We start from the raw sequence: 16604 nt of genomic DNA, 5'->3' as shown, positions 1-16604 counted from the left end.
CCCCTCCGTCAGCCGGCCTGCACCGGTTCGGTGTTGTCGTCAGGTAGTCGGTTGCGGGGACGGTCTCGGTTGTCCGCTGCGCAACTCGGACCTGCGGTGCAACCCCGACGTGCGGCCCGGGGCGTACCCGCTATGTTGTGGGCGTGCAGGCGACGGTGGCGGAGCAGGTTCGACGGTGATCCATTTTCCCGCGCAGCGCCGGGGCCCGCTGAGCGCGCTGAGCCTACGGCTCGCCGCCGCCCTGGGCCTGGTCCTCGCCGTTGTCGCCGCGGTCTACCTGGGCCGGGACGGCTACCGCGATGTCAACGAGGACGGCCTCACCCTGCTCGACTGCTTCTACTACGCGGTCGTGTCGCTCTCCACGACCGGCTACGGCGACATCACGCCGGCCGCGCCGTCGGCCCGGCTGGTCAACGTCCTCTTCATCACCCCGGCCCGAGTGATCTTCCTGATCATCCTGGTTGGTACCACCCTGGAAGTTCTGACCGAGCAGTACCGGACCGGCCGTCGCCTGTCGCGGTGGAGGAGAAGCGTGAAGGACCACGTCATCATCTGCGGCTACGGCACCAAGGGGCGCAGCGCGGTATCCGCCCTGATGGAGAACGGTCTGGACCGGTCGCGGATCGTGGTGGTGGAGCGCAGCGCCGCCGCACTGCGGCAGGCCACCTCCGCCGGGCTGGTGGCCATCGAGGGTTCGGCTACCCGGTCGTCGGTGTTGAACGAGGCGCACGTCAAGAACGCGAAGGCCGTGATCATCGCGACCGACAGCGACGACGCGTCCGTGCTGGTCGCGCTGACGGTACGGCAGCTCACCGCTGGGCAGGTCCGCATCATCGCGGCGGCACGGGAGGCGGAGAACGCCCCGCTGCTCAAGCAGAGCGGCGCGCACCACGTGATCGTCTCGTCGGCGACCGCGGGCCGGCTGCTCGGCCTGTCCACCTCCGCCCCGCCGCTGATCGACGTGGTGGAGGATCTGCTCACTCCGGGCCAGGGCATGGCGCTGGCGATGCGTTCGGCGGAGCGGGACGAGGTGGGTCGCTCGCCGCGTGAGCTGGAGTCGTTGGTGATCGCCCTGGTGCGGCGGGGCAAGGTGGTCTCCCTGGCCGACCGGGCCGGTGCGGTGATCGAGACCGGCGACATGCTGGTGCACGTGCGCGACGACCGGCCCCAGTCGGCCACGACCGCCTGACCGTCTCGCCGCTGCGGCGGCGTCAGCAGGCGTCGGCGTCCCGGCGGATCGCCTCGGTGCAGGCGACCGGTGTCGTGTTGGCGGCGCGCCGGAGCAATTCGTAGAGAGTCTCCCGCTCGGCGGGTGCCAGCACCCCCAGCACCTCGTCCTCGACGCCCGCGAGGGCACATTCCGCGGCGTTGAGGCGGTTTGCCCCGTCTTCGGTGAGTTCGACGACGTGTCGCCGACGGTCTTCGGGTGATCGGCGCCGCTCGACCAGCTGCTCCGCTTCGAGGTCGTTGAGCAGCCCGACGATGTTGGTGCTGTCCATCGCCAGGGTGGTGGCGAGCGACTGCTGGCTGGTCCCGCCGCTGTCGCGCAACACGGTGAGCGCGACCAGGTGCCGGGGGCGCAGCCCCAGTGGCGCCAGCACCGACTCGGACCGAAGCCGCATCCGCCGGGCCAGATGGTCCAGCAGTGCGCCTGAGCGGTGCTCTGCGGGATCCAGGGGCGGGGCGGACATGTGAGCCAGTCTACCGACCCGACGGAACATCTACCTGCTATAAATAGTTGGCGCTACGCAGACGATCCTTGGAGGAGGAACAATGCATCTGCTACATATCGATTCGAGCATTCAGGGTGAAATGTCGGTCAGCCGGCGGCTCACCGCCCGCGCCACCGCCGCCTGGTGTGCGGCTCATCCAGGCGGCACCGTGACCTACCGTGATCTTGAGGCCGAACCGCTGCCACACCTGGACTCGGTGGCCGGCCTGGCCCGGATGACGCCGCCAGATCAGCACACCCCGGCACAGCGCGCATCCTGGGAGCTCAGCGAGCGGCTGATCGACGAGGTGAAGCAGGCCGACGCGGTGCTGCTCGGGCTGCCGCTCTACAACTACGGCGCACCCAGCAGCGTCAAGGCGTGGGTCGACCACCTGATGGTGGCTGGCCTGGCGTACGACCCGACGACCCAGCAGGGCCTGCTCGGCGGCCGCGAGTTCGTCGTGCTGGCCAGCCGGGGCGGCGGCTACGGCGAGGGCACCCCGCGCAACGGTTGGGACCACGCCGAGCCCTGGCTCCCGCACGGCCTGTCCCTGACCGGCATGCAGCCCCGCTTCATCAGCGCCGAGCTGACCCTGGCCCCCGCGGTCCCGGCGATGGCCGAGCTGATCCCGCTGCACGAGGCGAGCCTCGCGGCGGCCGAGAAGGAGATCGACAACCTCTGGTTGCCTGCCTCCGCCCAGCGCTGAGCGGCACGGTACGACGAGAGCGGCCGCCCCCGATTCCGGGGACGGCCGCTCTCGTCACGAAAGTACGGGTCAGAGAATCGTCCAGGTGTCGCCGCTGCCCAGCAGGCCGGCGAGCTGCTGCTCGGAGGTCTCGGTGACCTTCGCCTTGGCGGCCGCGAGCTGGCTCTGCACCACGCTGTCGTAGGACGGTCGGTCCACCGAGCGGAACACCCCGATCGGGGTGTTGCGCAGGTCCAGGCCGGGGAGCCGGGACAGCGCGAAGGCGTACGCGGGGTCGGTCACCGTCGCGTCGTGCACGACGATCTCCTCCGGGCGGACCGAGCTGGTCTCCCGGACCTCCAGGCCAAACGCGCCCGGCGGGTGCACCACGCAGAACTGCCCGTCGGCACCGAAGGTGATCGGCTGCCCGTGCTCCAGGCGAATCAGGTAGTCGTCCCGGGTGGTCGGGTCCTTGAGCTGGTCGAACGCCCCATCGTTGAAGATGTTGCAGTTCTGGTAGATCTCCACGAACGCCGAGCCCTGGTGCTCAGCGGCGGCCCGCAGCACCGACTGCAGGTGCTTGCGGTCGGAGTCGATGGTGCGGCCGACGAAGCTGGCCTCCGCGCCGAGGGCGAGCGAGAGCGGGTTGAACGGGGCGTCCGCCGAGCCGGCCGGAGTCGACTTGGTGACCTTGCCGACCTCGGAGGTCGGCGAATACTGCCCCTTGGTCAGCCCGTAGATCCGGTTGTTGAACAGCAGGATCTTGAGGTTGACGTTGCGCCGCAGTGCGTGGATCAGGTGGTTGCCGCCGATGGAGAGCGCGTCACCGTCGCCGGTGACCACCCAGACCGACAGGTCCGGCCGGGACACCGACAGGCCGGTCGCGATCGCCGGGGCGCGGCCGTGGATCGAGTGCATCCCGTACGTGTTCATGTAGTACGGGAAGCGGGACGAGCAGCCGATCCCGGAGACGAACACCGTCCGCTCCCGGGGGATGTTGAGCTCCGGCATGAACTGCTGGATCGCCGCCAGGATGGCGTAGTCACCGCAGCCGGGGCACCAGCGCACCTCCTGGTCGGACTTGAAGTCCTTCGCGGTGAGCTTGAGGGCGACGGGCTCAGACATTCTTCAGCACCTCTTCCAGCGTCGTCTCCAGCTCGGCGGACGTGAACGGCAGGCCGCGGACCTGGTTGTAGCTGATCGCGTCGACCAGGTAGCGGGCCCGGATGACGTGGGCGAGCTGGCCCAGGTTCATCTCCGGGATGACCACCCGGTCGTAGGAGCGCAGCACCTCGCCGAGGTTGGCCGGCATCGGGGCCAGGTGCCGCAGGTGCGCCTGGGCCACGGACAGGCCCCGCTGGCGCAGCCCACGGCAGGCCGCGCCGATCGGCCCGTACGTCGAGCCCCAGCCGAGGACCAGCACCCGGGCGTCGCCGTCCGGGTCCTCCACCTCGATGTCCGGCACCGGGATGGCCTCGATGCGGGCGGCCCTCGTACGCACCATGAAGTCGTGGTTGGCCGGGTCGTAGGAGATGTCCCCGGTCTTGTCGGCCTTCTCCAGCCCGCCGATCCGGTGCTCCAGCCCTGCGGTGCCCGGGATCGCCCATGGCCGGGCCAGGGTCTCCGGGTCGCGCAGGTAGGGCAGGAAGGTGGTGCCGTCCTCGCCGTTGGGCTTGGTGGCGAACTCGACGCGCAGGTCGGGCAGCGACTCGACGTCCGGCAGCAGCCATGGCTCCGAGCCGTTGGCGACGTAGTTGTCGGACAGGAGGATCACCGGGGTGCGGTAGGTCAGCGCGATCCGGGCGGCCTCCAGCGCGGCGAAGAAGCAGTCCGACGGTGACTGGGCCGCGACCACCGCGATCGGCGCCTCGCCGTGCCGGCCGTAGAGCGCCATGTTGAGGTCGGCCTGCTCGGTCTTGGTCGGCAGGCCGGTCGACGGGCCGGCGCGCTGCACGTCCACGATCACCAGCGGCAGCTCCAGCGCCACCGCGAGGGAGATCGTCTCGCTCTTGAGGGCCACGCCGGGGCCGCTGGTGGTGGTAACCCCGAGCGACCCGCCGTACGACGCGCCCAGTGCGGCGCCGACCGCGGCGATCTCGTCCTCTGCCTGCATGGTGAGCACGCCGAAACGCTTGTGCTTGCTCAGTTCGTGCAGGATGTCCGAGGCCGGCGTGATCGGGTACGCGCCGAGGAAGACCGGCAGCCCGGAGCGGACTCCGGCGGCGACCAGCCCCAGCGAGAGTGCCGCGTTGCCGGTGATGTTGCGGTAGGTGCCCGGCTTCATCTTCGCCGGCTTGATCTCGTAGCGGACCGCGAAGTCCTCGGTGGTCTCGCCGAAGTTCCAGCCGGCCTTGAAGGCGGCCACGTTCGCCGCGACCAGTTCCGGGCGGGCCGCGAACTTGCGCTCCAGGAAGCGCAGCGTCGACTCGAAGGGCCGGGAGTACATCCAGGAGAGCAGGCCGAGGGCGAACATGTTCTTCGACCGCTCGGCGTCCTTCTTGGACACCGCGTGGGTGGCGAGCGCGCCGATCGTCATCGAGGTCAGCGCCACCGGGTGCACGACGTAGCCGGCCAGCGAGTCGTCGTCGAGCGGGCTGCTCTGGTAGCCGACCTTGGCCAGGTTGCGCTTGGTGAACTCATCGGTGTTGACGATGATGTCCGCGCCGCGCGGCAGGTCGGCCAGGTTGGCCTTGAGGGCCGCCGGGTTCATCGCCACCAGCACGTTGGGCGCATCGCCCGGGGTGAGGATGTCGTAGTCGGCGAAGTGCACCTGGAAGCTCGACACGCCGGGCAGGGTGCCGGCGGGAGCCCGGATCTCGGCGGGGAAGTTTGGCAGCGTGGAGATGTCGTTGCCGAGCTGCGCCGTCTCCGACGTGAACCGGTCGCCGGTCAACTGCATGCCATCGCCGGAGTCACCGGCGAACCGGATGACCACCCGGTCGAGTTGACGGATCTGCTTGGTCACGACTGCACCTCGCTTCGCTGCGCCCGGTCACGCGGGCGGCTGAACATGATGCTGACCTCGCCTTGCCCGGCCACGGGACCTCCTTGACGCGACGTCTCACCGCACCGCTCCAGGCTGGTCCGGCCGCTGTCGTTCCTCACCTGAGAGCCTACGTCGAACGGACCCCCGACCCTCCCCGGAGGTCCGCCGACTGGGACCCGACTGGGCTGAGAAATGGCCAGGTTTGCGGTGTTATGCCCCGCCCGCCGTAATTCAGATCACCACCGGGTCCCTCCGGCGACCCCGGCTGTGCGCGGCCGGGGTCGCCGGAGGATCAGTCGGCGGGGCTGGGCGCAGGCTCGGGCGCCGGGCCGGTGAGCCGGCGGCGCAACGAGGTGGTGGCCAGCATGAGCGCCAGCACCACCAGCAGCGCGGAGACCGCTATCAGGATGGTCGCGGTGCGCTCCACCGAGGTCATCCCGCCCTCGTCGGTGGCAGCGCCAGCAGGGAGTACGCCCTGGGAGCCGGTCGGCGCCGGCGGTGAGACCACCGGCGTGGCCAGGGCTGCCGCCGCGGTGATCCGGAAGCTCATCTGCACCTGGCGGGTCGGGCCGCTGCGCGGATCGAGTTGGCCGACAACGGCGCCGGACAATGGCGCTTCCCGCTGGGCCTGCGGTGTCGCCTCCACCGGCAGCCGCAGTTCGGCGGTCTCGCCCGCCGCCACCAGGCCCGCGTCGCAGCGGGTCCGGGACGGGTCGACCGCCACGCAGCCGAGCGGCGGGGTCGGTACGGTCACCCCGGCCGGCAGGATGACCTCGACCCGCCCGGCGGCGTCCACCGTGCCGGTATTGCCCAGCCGGAGCGCGAGAGTGCTGGCCGCGCCGCTGATGTCGAAGGTCACCTCGTCGGCGTCCAGGGCGATCCCGGGCACCGGCGGGCCGGGCGGGAAGAGCACCGCGAAGCCCTGGTCGTCGATCGCTTCGCCGGGCACTCCCGGCGCGTCCGCGACGACCTGCACGGAGCCGCCGAGCGGCATCCGCTTCCACGCGGTGCTGTCGACCCGCAGTCGGAGCAGAGTGCTGAACCGGACGCCGGCCTCGGCCGTCCAGGCCCCACAGCGGTACGCGCCGCCACCGGCGGCGGCGCAGCCCTTCGTCCCGGTGTCGGTCAGCCCGGCCGGCAGCGTGTACGAGAGCCGGACCCGTTGCGCGGTCGTGCCGGTGTTGCTCACCGTGACCTGCAAGGTGGTGGCCGTGCTGGCCGCGTTCCAGTACGCCTCGGTGAGGGTCACGTCCTGGGTGGTGACCTGGACGCCCAGCGGGTTCGGCGGTGGCGCCTCGGGCCCCGGAGCGGGCGGGCGGACCGGGGGAACCGGCGGAACCGGGGGAACCGTGGGCACCGGGGGCGCCGGGGGCGCCGGGGTGGGCGGTCGGGTCGTGCCGCCCGGTACGGGCGCGGTGGTGGTCGGCGCCGGCGGCACGTCCGGGGCGGTGGTCACCGGTGCCGCCGGTGTCGTCTCCGGCGGCGGCGCGGTGGTCTCCGGTGCCGGGTCGGTCGGCACCGGATCACCCGGCTCCTCGGTCGGGGTGGGTTCCTCCGCCGGGGTGGTCTCGGGGTCTGCCCCCGGTTCGCTGACCGGGTCGGTCAGGGCCACGACCGGTTCCCCGTCCGGCTCTGCCGCGCTGGCCCACGCCGGGCCCGCGCCGAGCGCCGCGAGCAGACCGAGGGCGAGCACGGTCGCCAGCAGGGGCGTGGAACGCCGCCCCTCCGCCCGTTTACCGGGCGCTGCCTTGACGCGGGCCATCTGTCCTCCGGTGACATGGGTGGGTGTCCAATATTCGGTAACAGTTGCCCCTGTGCACTAGTCCCATGCGGAAACAAATCCGTAACGTGTTTGTGACGGACCCTTCCGGGCGGACGGTAGGCTCCCGACTGTGACCGGATACCTGGGCTCGTACGCGACGCTCGGGCTATTACTGCTCGCCAGCGTGCTGTTCTTCGTTACGGCGTTCTCGGCCAACCGAGTGTTACGCCCCGCGCATCCGGCCGATCCGCCCGGCAAGCGGGCCACCTACGAGTCTGGGATCGACCCGGTCGGCGCGGACTGGGCACAGATGCAGATCCGCTACTACGTGTACGCGTACCTGTATGTGCTGTTCGCGGTCGAGGCGGTGTTCCTCTTCCCCTGGGCGGTGGTCTTCGACCGGCCTGGCTTCGGTCTGGTGACGGTGGTGGAGATGGCGGTGTTCGTGGCGGTGCTCGCGCTCGGCATCCTCTATGCCTGGCGTAGGAACATCCTCCGCTGGACCTGAGCGTCGCGACCTCCGGCGATCGTGCCGGCCCGCCCGGCCGTTCGCGGTCGGTTACGGCGACGACCGGTCAGGCCAAGCCCCGCCGGGTCGCCGCGGGCGGGCGGTCGCCTCGGATCGAGGCCACCATGTCCAGCACCCGGCGGGTCGGGCCGACCTGATGGGCCCGGAACACCCGGGCGCCCAGCCAGGCCGAGACCGCCGTCGCGGCGAGCGTCCCCTCCAACCGTTCGGCCACCGGCAGGTCCAACGTCTCACCGATGAAGTCCTTGTTGGAGAGCGCCACCAGCACCGGCCAGCCGGTTCCGGTCAACTCGCCCAGTCGCCGGGTGATCTCCAGGGAGTGCCGGGTGTTCTTGCCGAAGTCGTGTGCGGGGTCGATGAGGATGCCGTCGGGGCGTACCCCTGCGGCCACCGCACGCTCGGCGAGCCCGGTCACCGTCGCGACCACGTCAGCGACCACGTCGTCGAAGGCGGCCCGGTGCGGCCTGGTCCGCGGGACCAGGCCGCCGGCGTGCGAGCAGACCAGGCCCGCGCCGGTCTGCGCGGCCACCTGGGCCAGCGTCGGATCGGCGCCCGACCAGGTGTCGTTGAGCAGGTCGGCACCGGCTGCCACGGCCTCCGTCGCCACCTCGGCACGCCAGGTGTCGATGGAGATCACCACCTCCGGAAACGCGGCCCGGACGGCGGCGATGGTGTCCACCGTGCGCCGGATCTCCTCGGCGACGCCCACGTCCACGCCGGGGCCGGCCTTGACCCCGCCGATGTCGATGATGGCCGCGCCCTCGTCCACCGCCCGCTCCACCGCGCGCAGAGCGCTGTCGGCGGCGAAGGTGGCCCCCCGGTCGAAGAACGAGTCCGGTGTGCGGTTGACGATCGCCATCACCACCAGCTCGCCGGGGGCGAACGTGCGCCCACCCAGCCGAAGCGCCCCGGCCATGCCCGCCTCCTGACAGTCCGCACCGTCGCCGCCGCGTCGGCCGGTCCCGACGCTAGTCGGTCGCCCGACCGGAACTCCGGGCGGGCGTCGGCGCAGATCGTGATCGGGACGGGTGGCGGGGTCGCTCCAGGCCCGCTGCCGTGCCACGATCAGTGCATGGGTCAGCTTCTGCTCCTCCTGGTCGTGGCGTTGACCGTCGCGGCGGTGATATTCGGCGTGACGGTGCTGGTCAGCGGCCGTGATCCCGGCCTGGTGCCCGCCGAGCCGGATTCGCAGGCCGTGGCGTTGCCGGGCACCCGGCCCTTGCGCGAATCCGATGTGGGGGCGGTCCGTTTCGACACCGGGTTGCGCGGGTACCGGATGGCCCAGGTCGATCAGGCGATGCGTCGCGCCGCCTACGACATCGGCTACAAGTCGGAGTTGATCGGCGTCCTGGAGTCGGAGGTCATCGCGTTGCGTGAGGGGCGCACCGACGACGCGGACACGCTGCGCCAGGCCCGTGAGCAGTCCGCCAGCAAGGTGGCGACCGCGGACTCGGCGGAGCTGGACGCGGATGTGCCGCTGAACGCCGAATCCGACGCCGAGGCGGCTCCGATCGCCTCGGCCGACGCAGGCCCGCTGCCCGCCGCCACCTCGTCCCCGGCGGATTCCGACGGCGTGGCACCGGCCGACGGCGAGCCGGCCGACGGCGAGCCGGCCGACCGTGAGCAGACCGAGGGCGCACCCGCCGACGGCACCGAGCGACATGGCGCGGTGGTTCGGTCGGAGTCGGCGTGACCGGCCCGGAGGGTGCCGACGATCTTCGAGAGGCAGCCCAACCCGGTGCCGGTGAGGTGACCGCGACGGTGATCGTCGACGCCCCGGCGGAGCGGGTCTTCGCAGCGTTGCTCGCCTGGGAACGCCAGTCCGACTGGATCCCGTTCACCCGCGTCCGGGTGGTCGAGGGCGACGGGCGCGAGGGCAGCCGGATCGAGGCGGTGACCGCTCTCGGCCGGGCGACGCTGCGCGACGAGATGCGGGTGGTCCGGGTCGACGAGCCGTACGAGATCGGCGTGGTGCACCACGGCCAGCTGCTGCGCGGCCCCGGCGTGCTGCGCTGCACCCAGCTTGGCCGCGCTCGCACCCAGGTGGTCTGGCACGAGTGGTTCCACCTGCCGGGTGGCCGGGCCGGTCGACTGGCGTGGCCGGTGCTCTGGCCCGGCTCCAAGCTCGGCCTCACCCAGGCGCTGAAGAGGTTCGCCCGCCTGGTCGAGCAGGGCCGGCTGCCCTGACCACGCCCGGCGTCGGCTGCCAGCCCGGCGCTCGGAAGAGATACCCGGCGCGGTGCCGCCAGCTCACCGCCGCGCGGAGGTCCCGGGCGATCGAGGCGTACTCGTGGAAGGCCACCCGGGCCGGGTTGTAGCTGCCGACGTTCTTGGTCAGGCCGTACACGCAGCGCTCCCGCTCCGGCGCGAACGAGCCGAACAGCCGGTCCCAGACGATCAGGATGCCGCCGAAGTTGCGGTCCAGGTAGCCACCCTGCGAGGCGTGGTGGACCCGGTGGTGCGACGGGGTGTTGAACACCGCCTCGTACCAGCGCGGCATCTTCTCGATCCGCTCGGTGTGGATCCAGAACTGGTAGAGCAGGTTGACCGAACCGCAGAACGCGACCACCGCCGGGTGCACGCCGGCCAGGATCAGCGGGATGTAGAAGACCCAACTGGTCAGGCCGGTCCACGGCTGGCGCAGCGCGGTGGAGAGGTTGAACCGCTGTGACGAGTGGTGCACCACGTGCGAGGCCCAGAGGATCCGGATCACGTGGTGGCCACGGTGCGACCAGTAGTAGAAGAAGTCCTGCGCGAGCAGGATCAGCGGCCAGCTCCACCAGACCTCGGCCGCCCGCAGCGGGGTGAGCGCGTAGAGCAGCGCGTACGCGGCGGCGATCGGCACCTTCCAGAGCAGGTCGGTGAAGACGCTGCCCAGCCCCATCGCCAGGCTGGTCGCGGTGTCCGCGCCGCCGTAGCCGACCTCGTCCTCGTCGCGGTGCAGCAGGTAGGAGACCCGCTCCAACACGATGAGCAGCAGGAACGCTGGGATCGACCAGGCGATGACGTCCGGGAATTCCTTCATCGCGCGGCCTCCGCTCGCCGTCACCGGCCGGGGCGCACCGCTGGGTGACCATGACCTACCGGTCGGTAACAAGCACCATAGGCAGCCGGGCGGCCGGTGGCAATGGGGTGTCGGTCCGATGCCCTAGCGTGTACGAGGTGACTGACCTGGTGATCGGTGCCGATGGGCTGCCTCGCTGCGCCTGGGGGTCGAGCACCCCCGACTACGCCATCTACCACGACACCGAGTGGGGGCGGCCGCTGCGCGGCGACGACGCGCTCTACGAGCGGATGACGCTGGAGGCGTTCCAGTCCGGGCTGTCCTGGCTGACCATCCTGCGCAAACGCCCGGCGTTCCGGCTGGCCTTCGACGAGTTCCACATCCCGACCGTCGCCGGCTACGACGAAGCCGACGAGACCCGGCTGCTCGCCGACGCGGGCATCGTCCGTAACCGGGCCAAGATCGAGGCGGCGATCGCCAACGCCCGCGCCGCACTGGAGCTGCCGGAAGGGTTGTCCGCGCTGCTCTGGTCCTTCGCACCGGAGCCCCGGCCGACCCGCCCCACCTCGTTCGCCGAGGTCGCGCCGATCACCCCGGAGTCGACGGCGATGGCCAAGGCACTCAAGAAACGCGGCTTCCGGTTCGTCGGCCCGACCACCGCGTACGCGCTGATGCAGGCCACCGGCATGGTCGACGATCACATCGTCGGCTGTCACGTCACACTCCCACCGGCGACATGATGGGATGGCAGGCATGACGACCGAGACCGCGTACCGGGCCGGCGGGGCCGGCCGTGCCGACGGGGTGGGCACCTGGGCCGTGCTGCTGCCAGCCGAACGGTACGAGACCGAGCGGCTCGTGCACCACGACACGTTGGAGCTGACCGGTCTGACCGACGTCGCCCGGCCTGGGCCGGGCGACCAGGTGGCGGTGCTGGTCGAGGCGCCGCCCCGACTGGTGGCGCTCGGCCGGGTCACCACGCCGGGTCAGCGCCACCGGGAAGACCCGGACGACCCGCAGTCCCCGGTCGCGCCGGGCACGCTCGTCGTCGCGTACACCCGGCGAGCCTTCGACGAGCCGGTGCCGGCCGACCTGCTGACGCTCGACGGGCCGGTCACCGAGTTGGAGCCGGCGGCCTTCCGGGCGCTGGCCGACCAGCTCGGCCCGCCCCCGGCGCGGAGCACGTGGCTGGTCAGCCTCGACCTGCCGATCGAGGCTGGCACGCCGGCCGAGGCGGTTCGGCTGTTCTGGTCGTACGTGCAGGAGCTGGGCCCGCGTGAGCTGCCCGCCTTCGTCTCGCCGTCCGGCGATGAGCTGGCCATGCAGGCGTTCGTGCTGGGCGCGGAGGCCAACCAGGACCCGGAGGAGGACGACTAGCGGGTCCTGCCGCCTTCAGCGTCCCTCGAAGACCGGTTTCTGCTTACCGACGAAGGCGAGCGTGGCCGCCCGGTGGTCGGCGGTGGCGCCGCAGATCGCCTGCGCCTGCGCCTCGGCCGCGAGGGCGTCGGCCAGGGTGCCCGCGTCGGCGATGGAGAGCTGCCGCTTGATCGCCCCGTACGCGATGGTCGGGCCGGCGGCGAGGCGGGCGGCCAGCTCCTGGGCGGCCGGCAACACCTGCTCGTCGTCGTCCATCAACCGGTTGAGCAGGCCCAGCCGGCAGGCCTCCTCGGCGCGGACCGGCTCGGCCAGCATCAGCAGCTCCACCGCCTTGGCGTGGCCGACCAGCCGGGGCAGCGTCCAGGACGCGCCGGTGTCGGCGGCGAGGCCGACCTTGGCGAAGGCCATCAGGAAACTGGTCGTCGGGCCCCCGATGCGGATGTCGGCGAGGAATGCCAGCGACGCCCCCGCCCCGGCGGCCATCCCACGGACCGCGGCGATCACCGGCTTGGGCAGGTTGGCGAGCCGGGCGGCGATCGGGTTGTAGTGCGCCCGCACGGTGCCCAGCGGGTCGCTGGCGGAGTTTTCCAGGGTGGACACGTGCTCGCGCAGGTCCTGGCCGGCGCTGAACGACCCGCCGGCCCCGGCCAGCACGACCGCGCGGCAGGACCGGTCGGTCTCCAGCTCGGCCAGGGCGTCCCGCAGCGCCTCCTTGAGGGCCACGTCGAGCGCGTTCATGGCCTTGGGCCGGTTCAGCGTGAGGGTGACGACGGCGTCGGTCCGATCGACCAGCAGCGGCTCGGTCACGTGTCAACGACCCTTCTGTCGGACGATGCGGTTGCCGGAGTCGAGGCACTGCTCGACGTACCGGTCGGCGGCCGGACGCAGGCGGGCCGCGTGCCGGTCGAAGAAGCTGGCCGCGGCGGTGCCGGGCCAGCGCTCGGGCAGCAGCGCCGGGGGCAGCTGCGGGTCCCGGAACAGGAAGGTACGCCACGCGTGCACGAGCCGGAACCGGGTCGCGTACGCCTCCTCGTCGGTGCTGCGCACGGTGACCGCGCCGAGCAGCGGGCGCTGGTCGGCGACGAACCGCTCGTAGGCGCGGCCGATCTCGGTGAGGTTCCACGCTCGCCGGACCACGCCCATCGCGCCGGGCGTGCCGGAGTAGTGCGCGGCGGTGAACCGCTCGAATCGGATACCGGACTCAGCGAGCAGCAGGTCGACGTCCTCGGCGGGCCGGGTGGCCACCCAGGTCTGCTCGTCGAGCGTGCCGTAGCCGAGGAAGCTCAGGGTGCCGGCGAGCCGCTGCCGATCCCGTCGGGAGCCCGGGGCCTCCAACACCAGCAGATCGAACCGGCCGTCCCAGGTGACCCGGCCGGTCCGGTAGATCCGGGCCGCTGCCTCGTCGAGTCGCCGGGCGGCTTTCGGTGTGATCGAATATCCCGGTCCGGAGACCAACCGGAGTGGCTCGAGCCAGCCCTGGCGCACCATCCGGGAGACGGCGGTGCGAACAGCTGGTGGCGCGATTCCCAGCGGCGCCAGCAGCTTGACCAGGGCGGCAACGGGTGCCCGGCCACCCCTCGGACGGAGGTGGTCGCCGTACAGGTCGAAGAGTGCCGACCGTGCCTGCATGACCGCACATTGTGACAGGCCTTCTCAAGATAAGCTAGATGCTGTTACATCAATGCTGCTCCGGTTTGGGTCCGGCGGTGTTCATCAGGGAAAATCGTTGGTCGACACCCCCGCGACCGTTGCGGGTGGTCGTGAGAAGTGGCTGTGGGGCAACCCACCGACCCTGGTGTAGGTCTGAGGGGAGACAACATGGCGGCGATGAAGCCGCGGACGGGCGACGGTCCGCTGGAAGTCACCAAGGAGGGGCGGGGCATCGTCATGCGGGTCCCGCTGGAGGGCGGTGGCCGGCTCGTCGTCGAGATGACTCCCGACGAGGCCAACGCGCTCGGTGACGCGTTGAAGGCAGCGGCCGGCTGAGTAAGGAGTGGTCCGGGCGGCGTATGCCGCCCGGAACGTTCTTTGGACCCTGAGCCACCGGTATCGCCGGTGGCTCAGGGCCTTCATCGGTGCGGGCATGCGGGCCTGGTCCCGCTCCGCGACACTTTCCTGGAGGTACGGTTCCGCGTGCTCGCCATCCGTCTGATCGCTGAGCCCGACCGGCTCGACGTCCTCGTCCTGCCTGTCCGTCCCACCGATCCGGCAGGGGAGGGTGGCACCCCGGCGGAGCCGATGTCGACCGCCGTGGCACCTCCGGACAGCACGGCCGACGAGGCCGCCGCGCTGGTGCCGGCGGCCCGACTGACCGGCCGAGCCGGCGAGATCCACAACCAGTTGCGTCCCGGGCGTACCCCCGGCCGGCTGATGCTGCTCGGCATCGGCGCCGGCGACGAGGCGGCCTGGCGGACGGCTGGGGCGGCCCTGGCCCGCTCTGCCACGGATGAGACGCATATCACGATCGCGCTACCGGCCGAGGTGACGCCGGCCGCCGTCCGCGGGTTGACCGAAGGGCTGCTGCTCGCCCCGTACCGGTTCCGGCTGACCGAGGCTGTAGACCCGCCGGCGCTCAGCAGCGTCGATCTTCTGCTCGCCGACCCGACCGCGTACGAGGCGACCGTCGCCACGGCCCGGACCACCGCGGCGATGACCCATCTCGCCCGTGACCTGACCAACACCCCCTCCTCGGTGAAGAACCCGCAGTGGTTCGCCGACCAGGTGGCCTCCGCCGCAGCCGACCTGCCGGATCTGCGACTGCGGGTCCGTGGCCCGGCCGAGCTGGCCGCCGAGGGCTTCGGTGGGATCCTCGCCGTGGGCGGTGGCTCGGCCAGCGGCCCCCGGCTCGTCGAGCTGGACTGGCATCCCGCCGACGCGCGCACACACGTGGTGCTGATCGGCAAGGGCATCACCTTCGACACCGGCGGCATCTCGATCAAGCCGGTGCCGGCCATGAAGCTGATGCGCAAGGACATGGCCGGCGCGGCCGCGGTCGTCGCCGCCACCCTGGGCGCGGCCGCGCTGCGGCTGCCGGTCCGGATCACCACGCTGGCCCCGCTTGCCGAGAACATGGTCAGCGGCTCGGCGTTCCGCCCCGGCGACGTCGTCCGGCACTACGGCGGGACGACCAGCGAGACGACCAACTCCGACGCCGAGGGCCGACTGGTCCTCGCCGACGCACTGGCGTACGCGGTGCAGCAGCTCAAACCGGACCTGCTGCTCGACCTGGCCACCCTCACCGGAGCCAACGCCGTGGCGCTGGGCAAGCGCACCGCCGCCCTCTACAGCGAGAACGACCAGCTGGCCGCCGACGTGCTGGCCGCGGCCGAGGCGGCCGGCGAGTCGGCATGGCGGATGCCGCTGCACACCGACTACGTCGAGTACCTGGGCAGCGAGATCGCCGACCTCTACAGCGCGCCGGCGCAGGGCGCCGGCTCGGTGCTGGCCGCGCTCTATCTGCGCGAGTTCACCGGCGAGTTACGGGACCGCTGGCTGCACCTGGACATGTCGGCCCCGTCCTGGGCGGACGGCGACCACGCCGAGGTCAGCCGCGGCGCCACCGGCTGGGGCGTCCGGTCGTTGCTGCGCTGGTTGGCCAGCGTCGACTGAGCGAGGTCAACACTTCACCGCGGCGAGGACCCCGTGACCGACCGGAAGCAGCGCGGGGATCCAGTGCTCCGACTCCCGAACCGCCTTGATCGTCTCGCGGACCGTCACCGTCTCCGCGTCCCGGGCGGCCGGGTCACCGATCCGGCCACCGGCCAGCACGCCGTTGAGCGCGAGCACGCCCCCCGGGCGCAGCAGCCGCAGCGCCGCTTCCACGCAGGCATGGAAGCCGGTCGCCTCCGCGTCCACGAAGACCAGGTCGTACGCACCGTCGGCGAGCCGGGGCAGCACGTCGAGCGCGCGACCGGTGATGATCCGCGTACGGCCGGCCGCGAAGCCCGCCTCGGCGAAGATCCGTCGGGCGATCCGCTGGTGCTCCACCTCCACGTCGATGGTGGTGAGCACACCGTCGACGCGCATGCCGCGCAGCAACCAGACCCCGCTAACCCCGGTGCCCGTGCCGATCTCCACCACCGCACGGGCGTTGCCGGCGGCGGCCAGGAGCCGCAGTGCCGCTCCCGCGCCGGGGGTGACCGCGTCGAGGCCCACCTCATGGGCCAGGCTGCGGGCGGTGCGCAGAACGAGATCCTCGGTAGCGTACGACTCGGCGAACTGCTGAGCCTGGGTCGTCGAACTGCCGGAACCGGCGACCGTGGCGATGGGGCACCTCCGGGGGCGGTGCGTGGTGCGGGGGCGGGTTGGCACTGTGAGCGTAGAGGCGACCGCCGTCGGGCGCAGCCGCGCCTCCGCCTGTTGCGATCACAGGGGCAACCGCTGACTCCACCGCGTGCATCCGTGCAATCCTGGAGGCGGTATCCCGTCAGCCGCGACCAGACCGGCCCGTGGCCGGGCGACGCGGTGCGGGATCCGGGGACGGACTGGGAGGCACCGACGTGACCGACGGCTGGGACTGGCGCCGGGGCGGTGAGACTCCGGCTCCGGC

18 protein-coding genes are annotated in these 16604 nt (G+C 71.8%); 9 read left to right on the top strand and 9 right to left on the bottom strand.

Annotated features, from left to right (window positions below):
- Positions 1-175: 175 nt before the first annotated feature.
- Positions 176-1189, top strand: coding sequence for a potassium channel family protein (locus ABZT18_RS08485; RefSeq protein WP_354995586.1), 1014 nt, complete (start codon positions 176-178; stop codon positions 1187-1189).
- Positions 1190-1211: 22 nt separating this feature from the next.
- Here ABZT18_RS08485 and ABZT18_RS08480 read toward each other — a convergent pair whose 3' ends face one another.
- Entirely contained in the window at positions 1212-1691 is a 480-nt protein-coding gene (locus tag ABZT18_RS08480) for a MarR family winged helix-turn-helix transcriptional regulator (protein ID WP_354995585.1), read from the bottom strand.
- Positions 1692-1773: 82 nt separating this feature from the next.
- Here ABZT18_RS08480 and ABZT18_RS08475 point away from each other — a divergent pair, with 82 nt between their 5' ends.
- Positions 1774-2418, top strand: a complete 645-nt coding sequence (locus tag ABZT18_RS08475) for an NAD(P)H-dependent oxidoreductase (protein WP_354995584.1) — start codon at positions 1774-1776, stop codon at positions 2416-2418.
- Positions 2419-2487: 69 nt separating this feature from the next.
- Here the strand turns inward: ABZT18_RS08475 and ABZT18_RS08470 are convergent, their stop codons facing one another.
- The 3 genes from ABZT18_RS08470 to ABZT18_RS08460 form a co-directional block, all read right to left on the bottom strand.
- The gene (locus ABZT18_RS08470; RefSeq protein ID WP_354995583.1) at positions 2488-3522 is read right to left on the bottom strand and encodes a 2-oxoacid:ferredoxin oxidoreductase subunit beta; all 1035 of its coding nucleotides are present in this window, start codon (positions 3520-3522) and stop codon (positions 2488-2490) included.
- Positions 3515-5362: a 2-oxoacid:acceptor oxidoreductase subunit alpha gene (locus ABZT18_RS08465; protein WP_354995582.1), complete on the bottom strand. Its 1848-nt coding sequence runs from the start codon at positions 5360-5362 to the stop codon at positions 3515-3517. Before ABZT18_RS08465 ends, ABZT18_RS08470 begins: the two co-directional genes overlap by 8 nt.
- Before the next feature lie 313 nt (positions 5363-5675).
- Positions 5676-7145, bottom strand: a complete 1470-nt coding sequence (locus ABZT18_RS08460; RefSeq protein ID WP_354995581.1) for a hypothetical protein — start codon at positions 7143-7145, stop codon at positions 5676-5678.
- Between the two features lie 130 nt (positions 7146-7275).
- Here ABZT18_RS08460 and ndhC point away from each other — a divergent pair, with 130 nt between their 5' ends.
- Positions 7276-7653 carry an NADH-quinone oxidoreductase subunit A gene (ndhC, locus tag ABZT18_RS08455; RefSeq protein ID WP_354995580.1) on the top strand — a complete coding sequence of 126 codons (378 nt, stop codon included), beginning with the start codon at positions 7276-7278 and terminating at the stop codon, positions 7651-7653.
- A 67-nt stretch (positions 7654-7720) separates the two neighbouring features.
- On the opposite strand, the gene folP is transcribed toward ndhC, so the two are convergent.
- A complete protein-coding gene (gene folP, locus ABZT18_RS08450) occupies positions 7721-8590 on the bottom strand; it encodes a dihydropteroate synthase (RefSeq protein WP_354995579.1) in 870 nt (289 codons plus the stop codon).
- Between the two features lie 156 nt (positions 8591-8746).
- Here folP and ABZT18_RS08445 point away from each other — a divergent pair, with 156 nt between their 5' ends.
- Both ABZT18_RS08445 and ABZT18_RS08440 read left to right on the top strand, forming a co-directional pair.
- A complete protein-coding gene (locus ABZT18_RS08445) occupies positions 8747-9367 on the top strand; it encodes a DivIVA domain-containing protein (protein ID WP_354995578.1) in 621 nt (206 codons plus the stop codon).
- Positions 9364-9861 (top strand): SRPBCC family protein, encoded by a 498-nt coding sequence (locus tag ABZT18_RS08440; protein ID WP_354995577.1) that lies wholly within the window; start codon positions 9364-9366, stop codon positions 9859-9861. Before ABZT18_RS08445 ends, ABZT18_RS08440 begins: the two co-directional genes overlap by 4 nt.
- Here the strand turns inward: ABZT18_RS08440 and ABZT18_RS08435 are convergent.
- A complete protein-coding gene (locus ABZT18_RS08435) occupies positions 9806-10699 on the bottom strand; it encodes a sterol desaturase family protein (protein ID WP_354995576.1) in 894 nt (297 codons plus the stop codon). The genes ABZT18_RS08440 and ABZT18_RS08435 overlap by 56 nt on opposite strands.
- A gap of 137 nt (positions 10700-10836) precedes the next feature.
- On the opposite strand from ABZT18_RS08435, the gene ABZT18_RS08430 reads away from it, so the two are divergent.
- Positions 10837-11418, top strand: coding sequence for a DNA-3-methyladenine glycosylase I (locus ABZT18_RS08430; RefSeq protein WP_354995575.1), 582 nt, complete (start codon positions 10837-10839; stop codon positions 11416-11418).
- Between the two features lie 13 nt (positions 11419-11431).
- Positions 11432-12055, top strand: a complete 624-nt coding sequence (locus ABZT18_RS08425; RefSeq protein ID WP_354995574.1) for a hypothetical protein — start codon at positions 11432-11434, stop codon at positions 12053-12055.
- Between the two features lie 15 nt (positions 12056-12070).
- Here ABZT18_RS08425 and ABZT18_RS08420 read toward each other — a convergent pair whose 3' ends face one another.
- Together ABZT18_RS08420 and ABZT18_RS08415 are read right to left on the bottom strand one after the other, a co-directional pair.
- A complete protein-coding gene (locus tag ABZT18_RS08420) occupies positions 12071-12862 on the bottom strand; it encodes an enoyl-CoA hydratase-related protein (RefSeq protein ID WP_354995573.1) in 792 nt (263 codons plus the stop codon).
- Positions 12863-12865: 3 nt separating this feature from the next.
- Complete coding sequence (locus tag ABZT18_RS08415; protein WP_354995572.1) at positions 12866-13684, bottom strand: PaaX family transcriptional regulator C-terminal domain-containing protein; 819 nt, start codon at positions 13682-13684, stop codon at positions 12866-12868.
- Positions 13685-13873: 189 nt separating this feature from the next.
- Here ABZT18_RS08415 and ABZT18_RS08410 point away from each other — a divergent pair, with 189 nt between their 5' ends.
- Complete coding sequence (locus ABZT18_RS08410) at positions 13874-14041, top strand: DUF3117 domain-containing protein (protein ID WP_007455245.1); 168 nt, start codon at positions 13874-13876, stop codon at positions 14039-14041.
- 147 nt (positions 14042-14188) lie between these two features.
- The gene (locus ABZT18_RS08405; RefSeq protein WP_354995571.1) at positions 14189-15664 is read left to right on the top strand and encodes a leucyl aminopeptidase family protein; all 1476 of its coding nucleotides are present in this window, start codon (positions 14189-14191) and stop codon (positions 15662-15664) included.
- A 6-nt stretch (positions 15665-15670) separates the two neighbouring features.
- Here ABZT18_RS08405 and ABZT18_RS08400 read toward each other — a convergent pair whose 3' ends face one another.
- On the bottom strand, positions 15671-16240 hold the full coding sequence (locus tag ABZT18_RS08400) for an O-methyltransferase (RefSeq protein WP_354995615.1): 570 nt from the start codon (positions 16238-16240) through the stop codon (positions 15671-15673).
- Positions 16241-16604: the final 364 nt, after the last annotated feature.

It is taken from the genome of Micromonospora sp. NPDC005291, assembly GCF_040607415.1.
In the GTDB taxonomy this organism is placed as follows: Bacteria; Actinomycetota; Actinomycetes; order Mycobacteriales; family Micromonosporaceae; genus Micromonospora.
Note: the sequence above shows the minus strand (reverse complement) of the source record. Positions and strands in the feature narration are given on the sequence as shown.

What these genes read in the sequence shown, in the direction of transcription:
- ABZT18_RS08480 (WP_354995585.1), bottom strand. Translation starts at nt 1,691, where the DNA reads ATGTCCGCCCCGCCCCTGGATCCCGCAGAGCACCGCTCAGGCGCACTG.
- ABZT18_RS08475 (WP_354995584.1), top strand. Translation starts at nt 1,774, where the DNA reads ATGCATCTGCTACATATCGATTCGAGCATTCAGGGTGAAATGTCGGTC.
- ABZT18_RS08470 (WP_354995583.1), bottom strand. Translation starts at nt 3,522, where the DNA reads ATGTCTGAGCCCGTCGCCCTCAAGCTCACCGCGAAGGACTTCAAGTCC.
- ABZT18_RS08460 (WP_354995581.1), bottom strand. Translation starts at nt 7,145, where the DNA reads ATGGCCCGCGTCAAGGCAGCGCCCGGTAAACGGGCGGAGGGGCGGCGT.
- folP (WP_354995579.1), bottom strand. Translation starts at nt 8,590, where the DNA reads ATGGCCGGGGCGCTTCGGCTGGGTGGGCGCACGTTCGCCCCCGGCGAG.
- ABZT18_RS08445 (WP_354995578.1), top strand. Translation starts at nt 8,747, where the DNA reads ATGGGTCAGCTTCTGCTCCTCCTGGTCGTGGCGTTGACCGTCGCGGCG.
- ABZT18_RS08435 (WP_354995576.1), bottom strand. Translation starts at nt 10,699, where the DNA reads ATGAAGGAATTCCCGGACGTCATCGCCTGGTCGATCCCAGCGTTCCTG.
- ABZT18_RS08425 (WP_354995574.1), top strand. Translation starts at nt 11,432, where the DNA reads ATGACGACCGAGACCGCGTACCGGGCCGGCGGGGCCGGCCGTGCCGAC.
- ABZT18_RS08415 (WP_354995572.1), bottom strand. Translation starts at nt 13,684, where the DNA reads ATGCAGGCACGGTCGGCACTCTTCGACCTGTACGGCGACCACCTCCGT.
- ABZT18_RS08410 (WP_007455245.1), top strand. Translation starts at nt 13,874, where the DNA reads ATGGCGGCGATGAAGCCGCGGACGGGCGACGGTCCGCTGGAAGTCACC.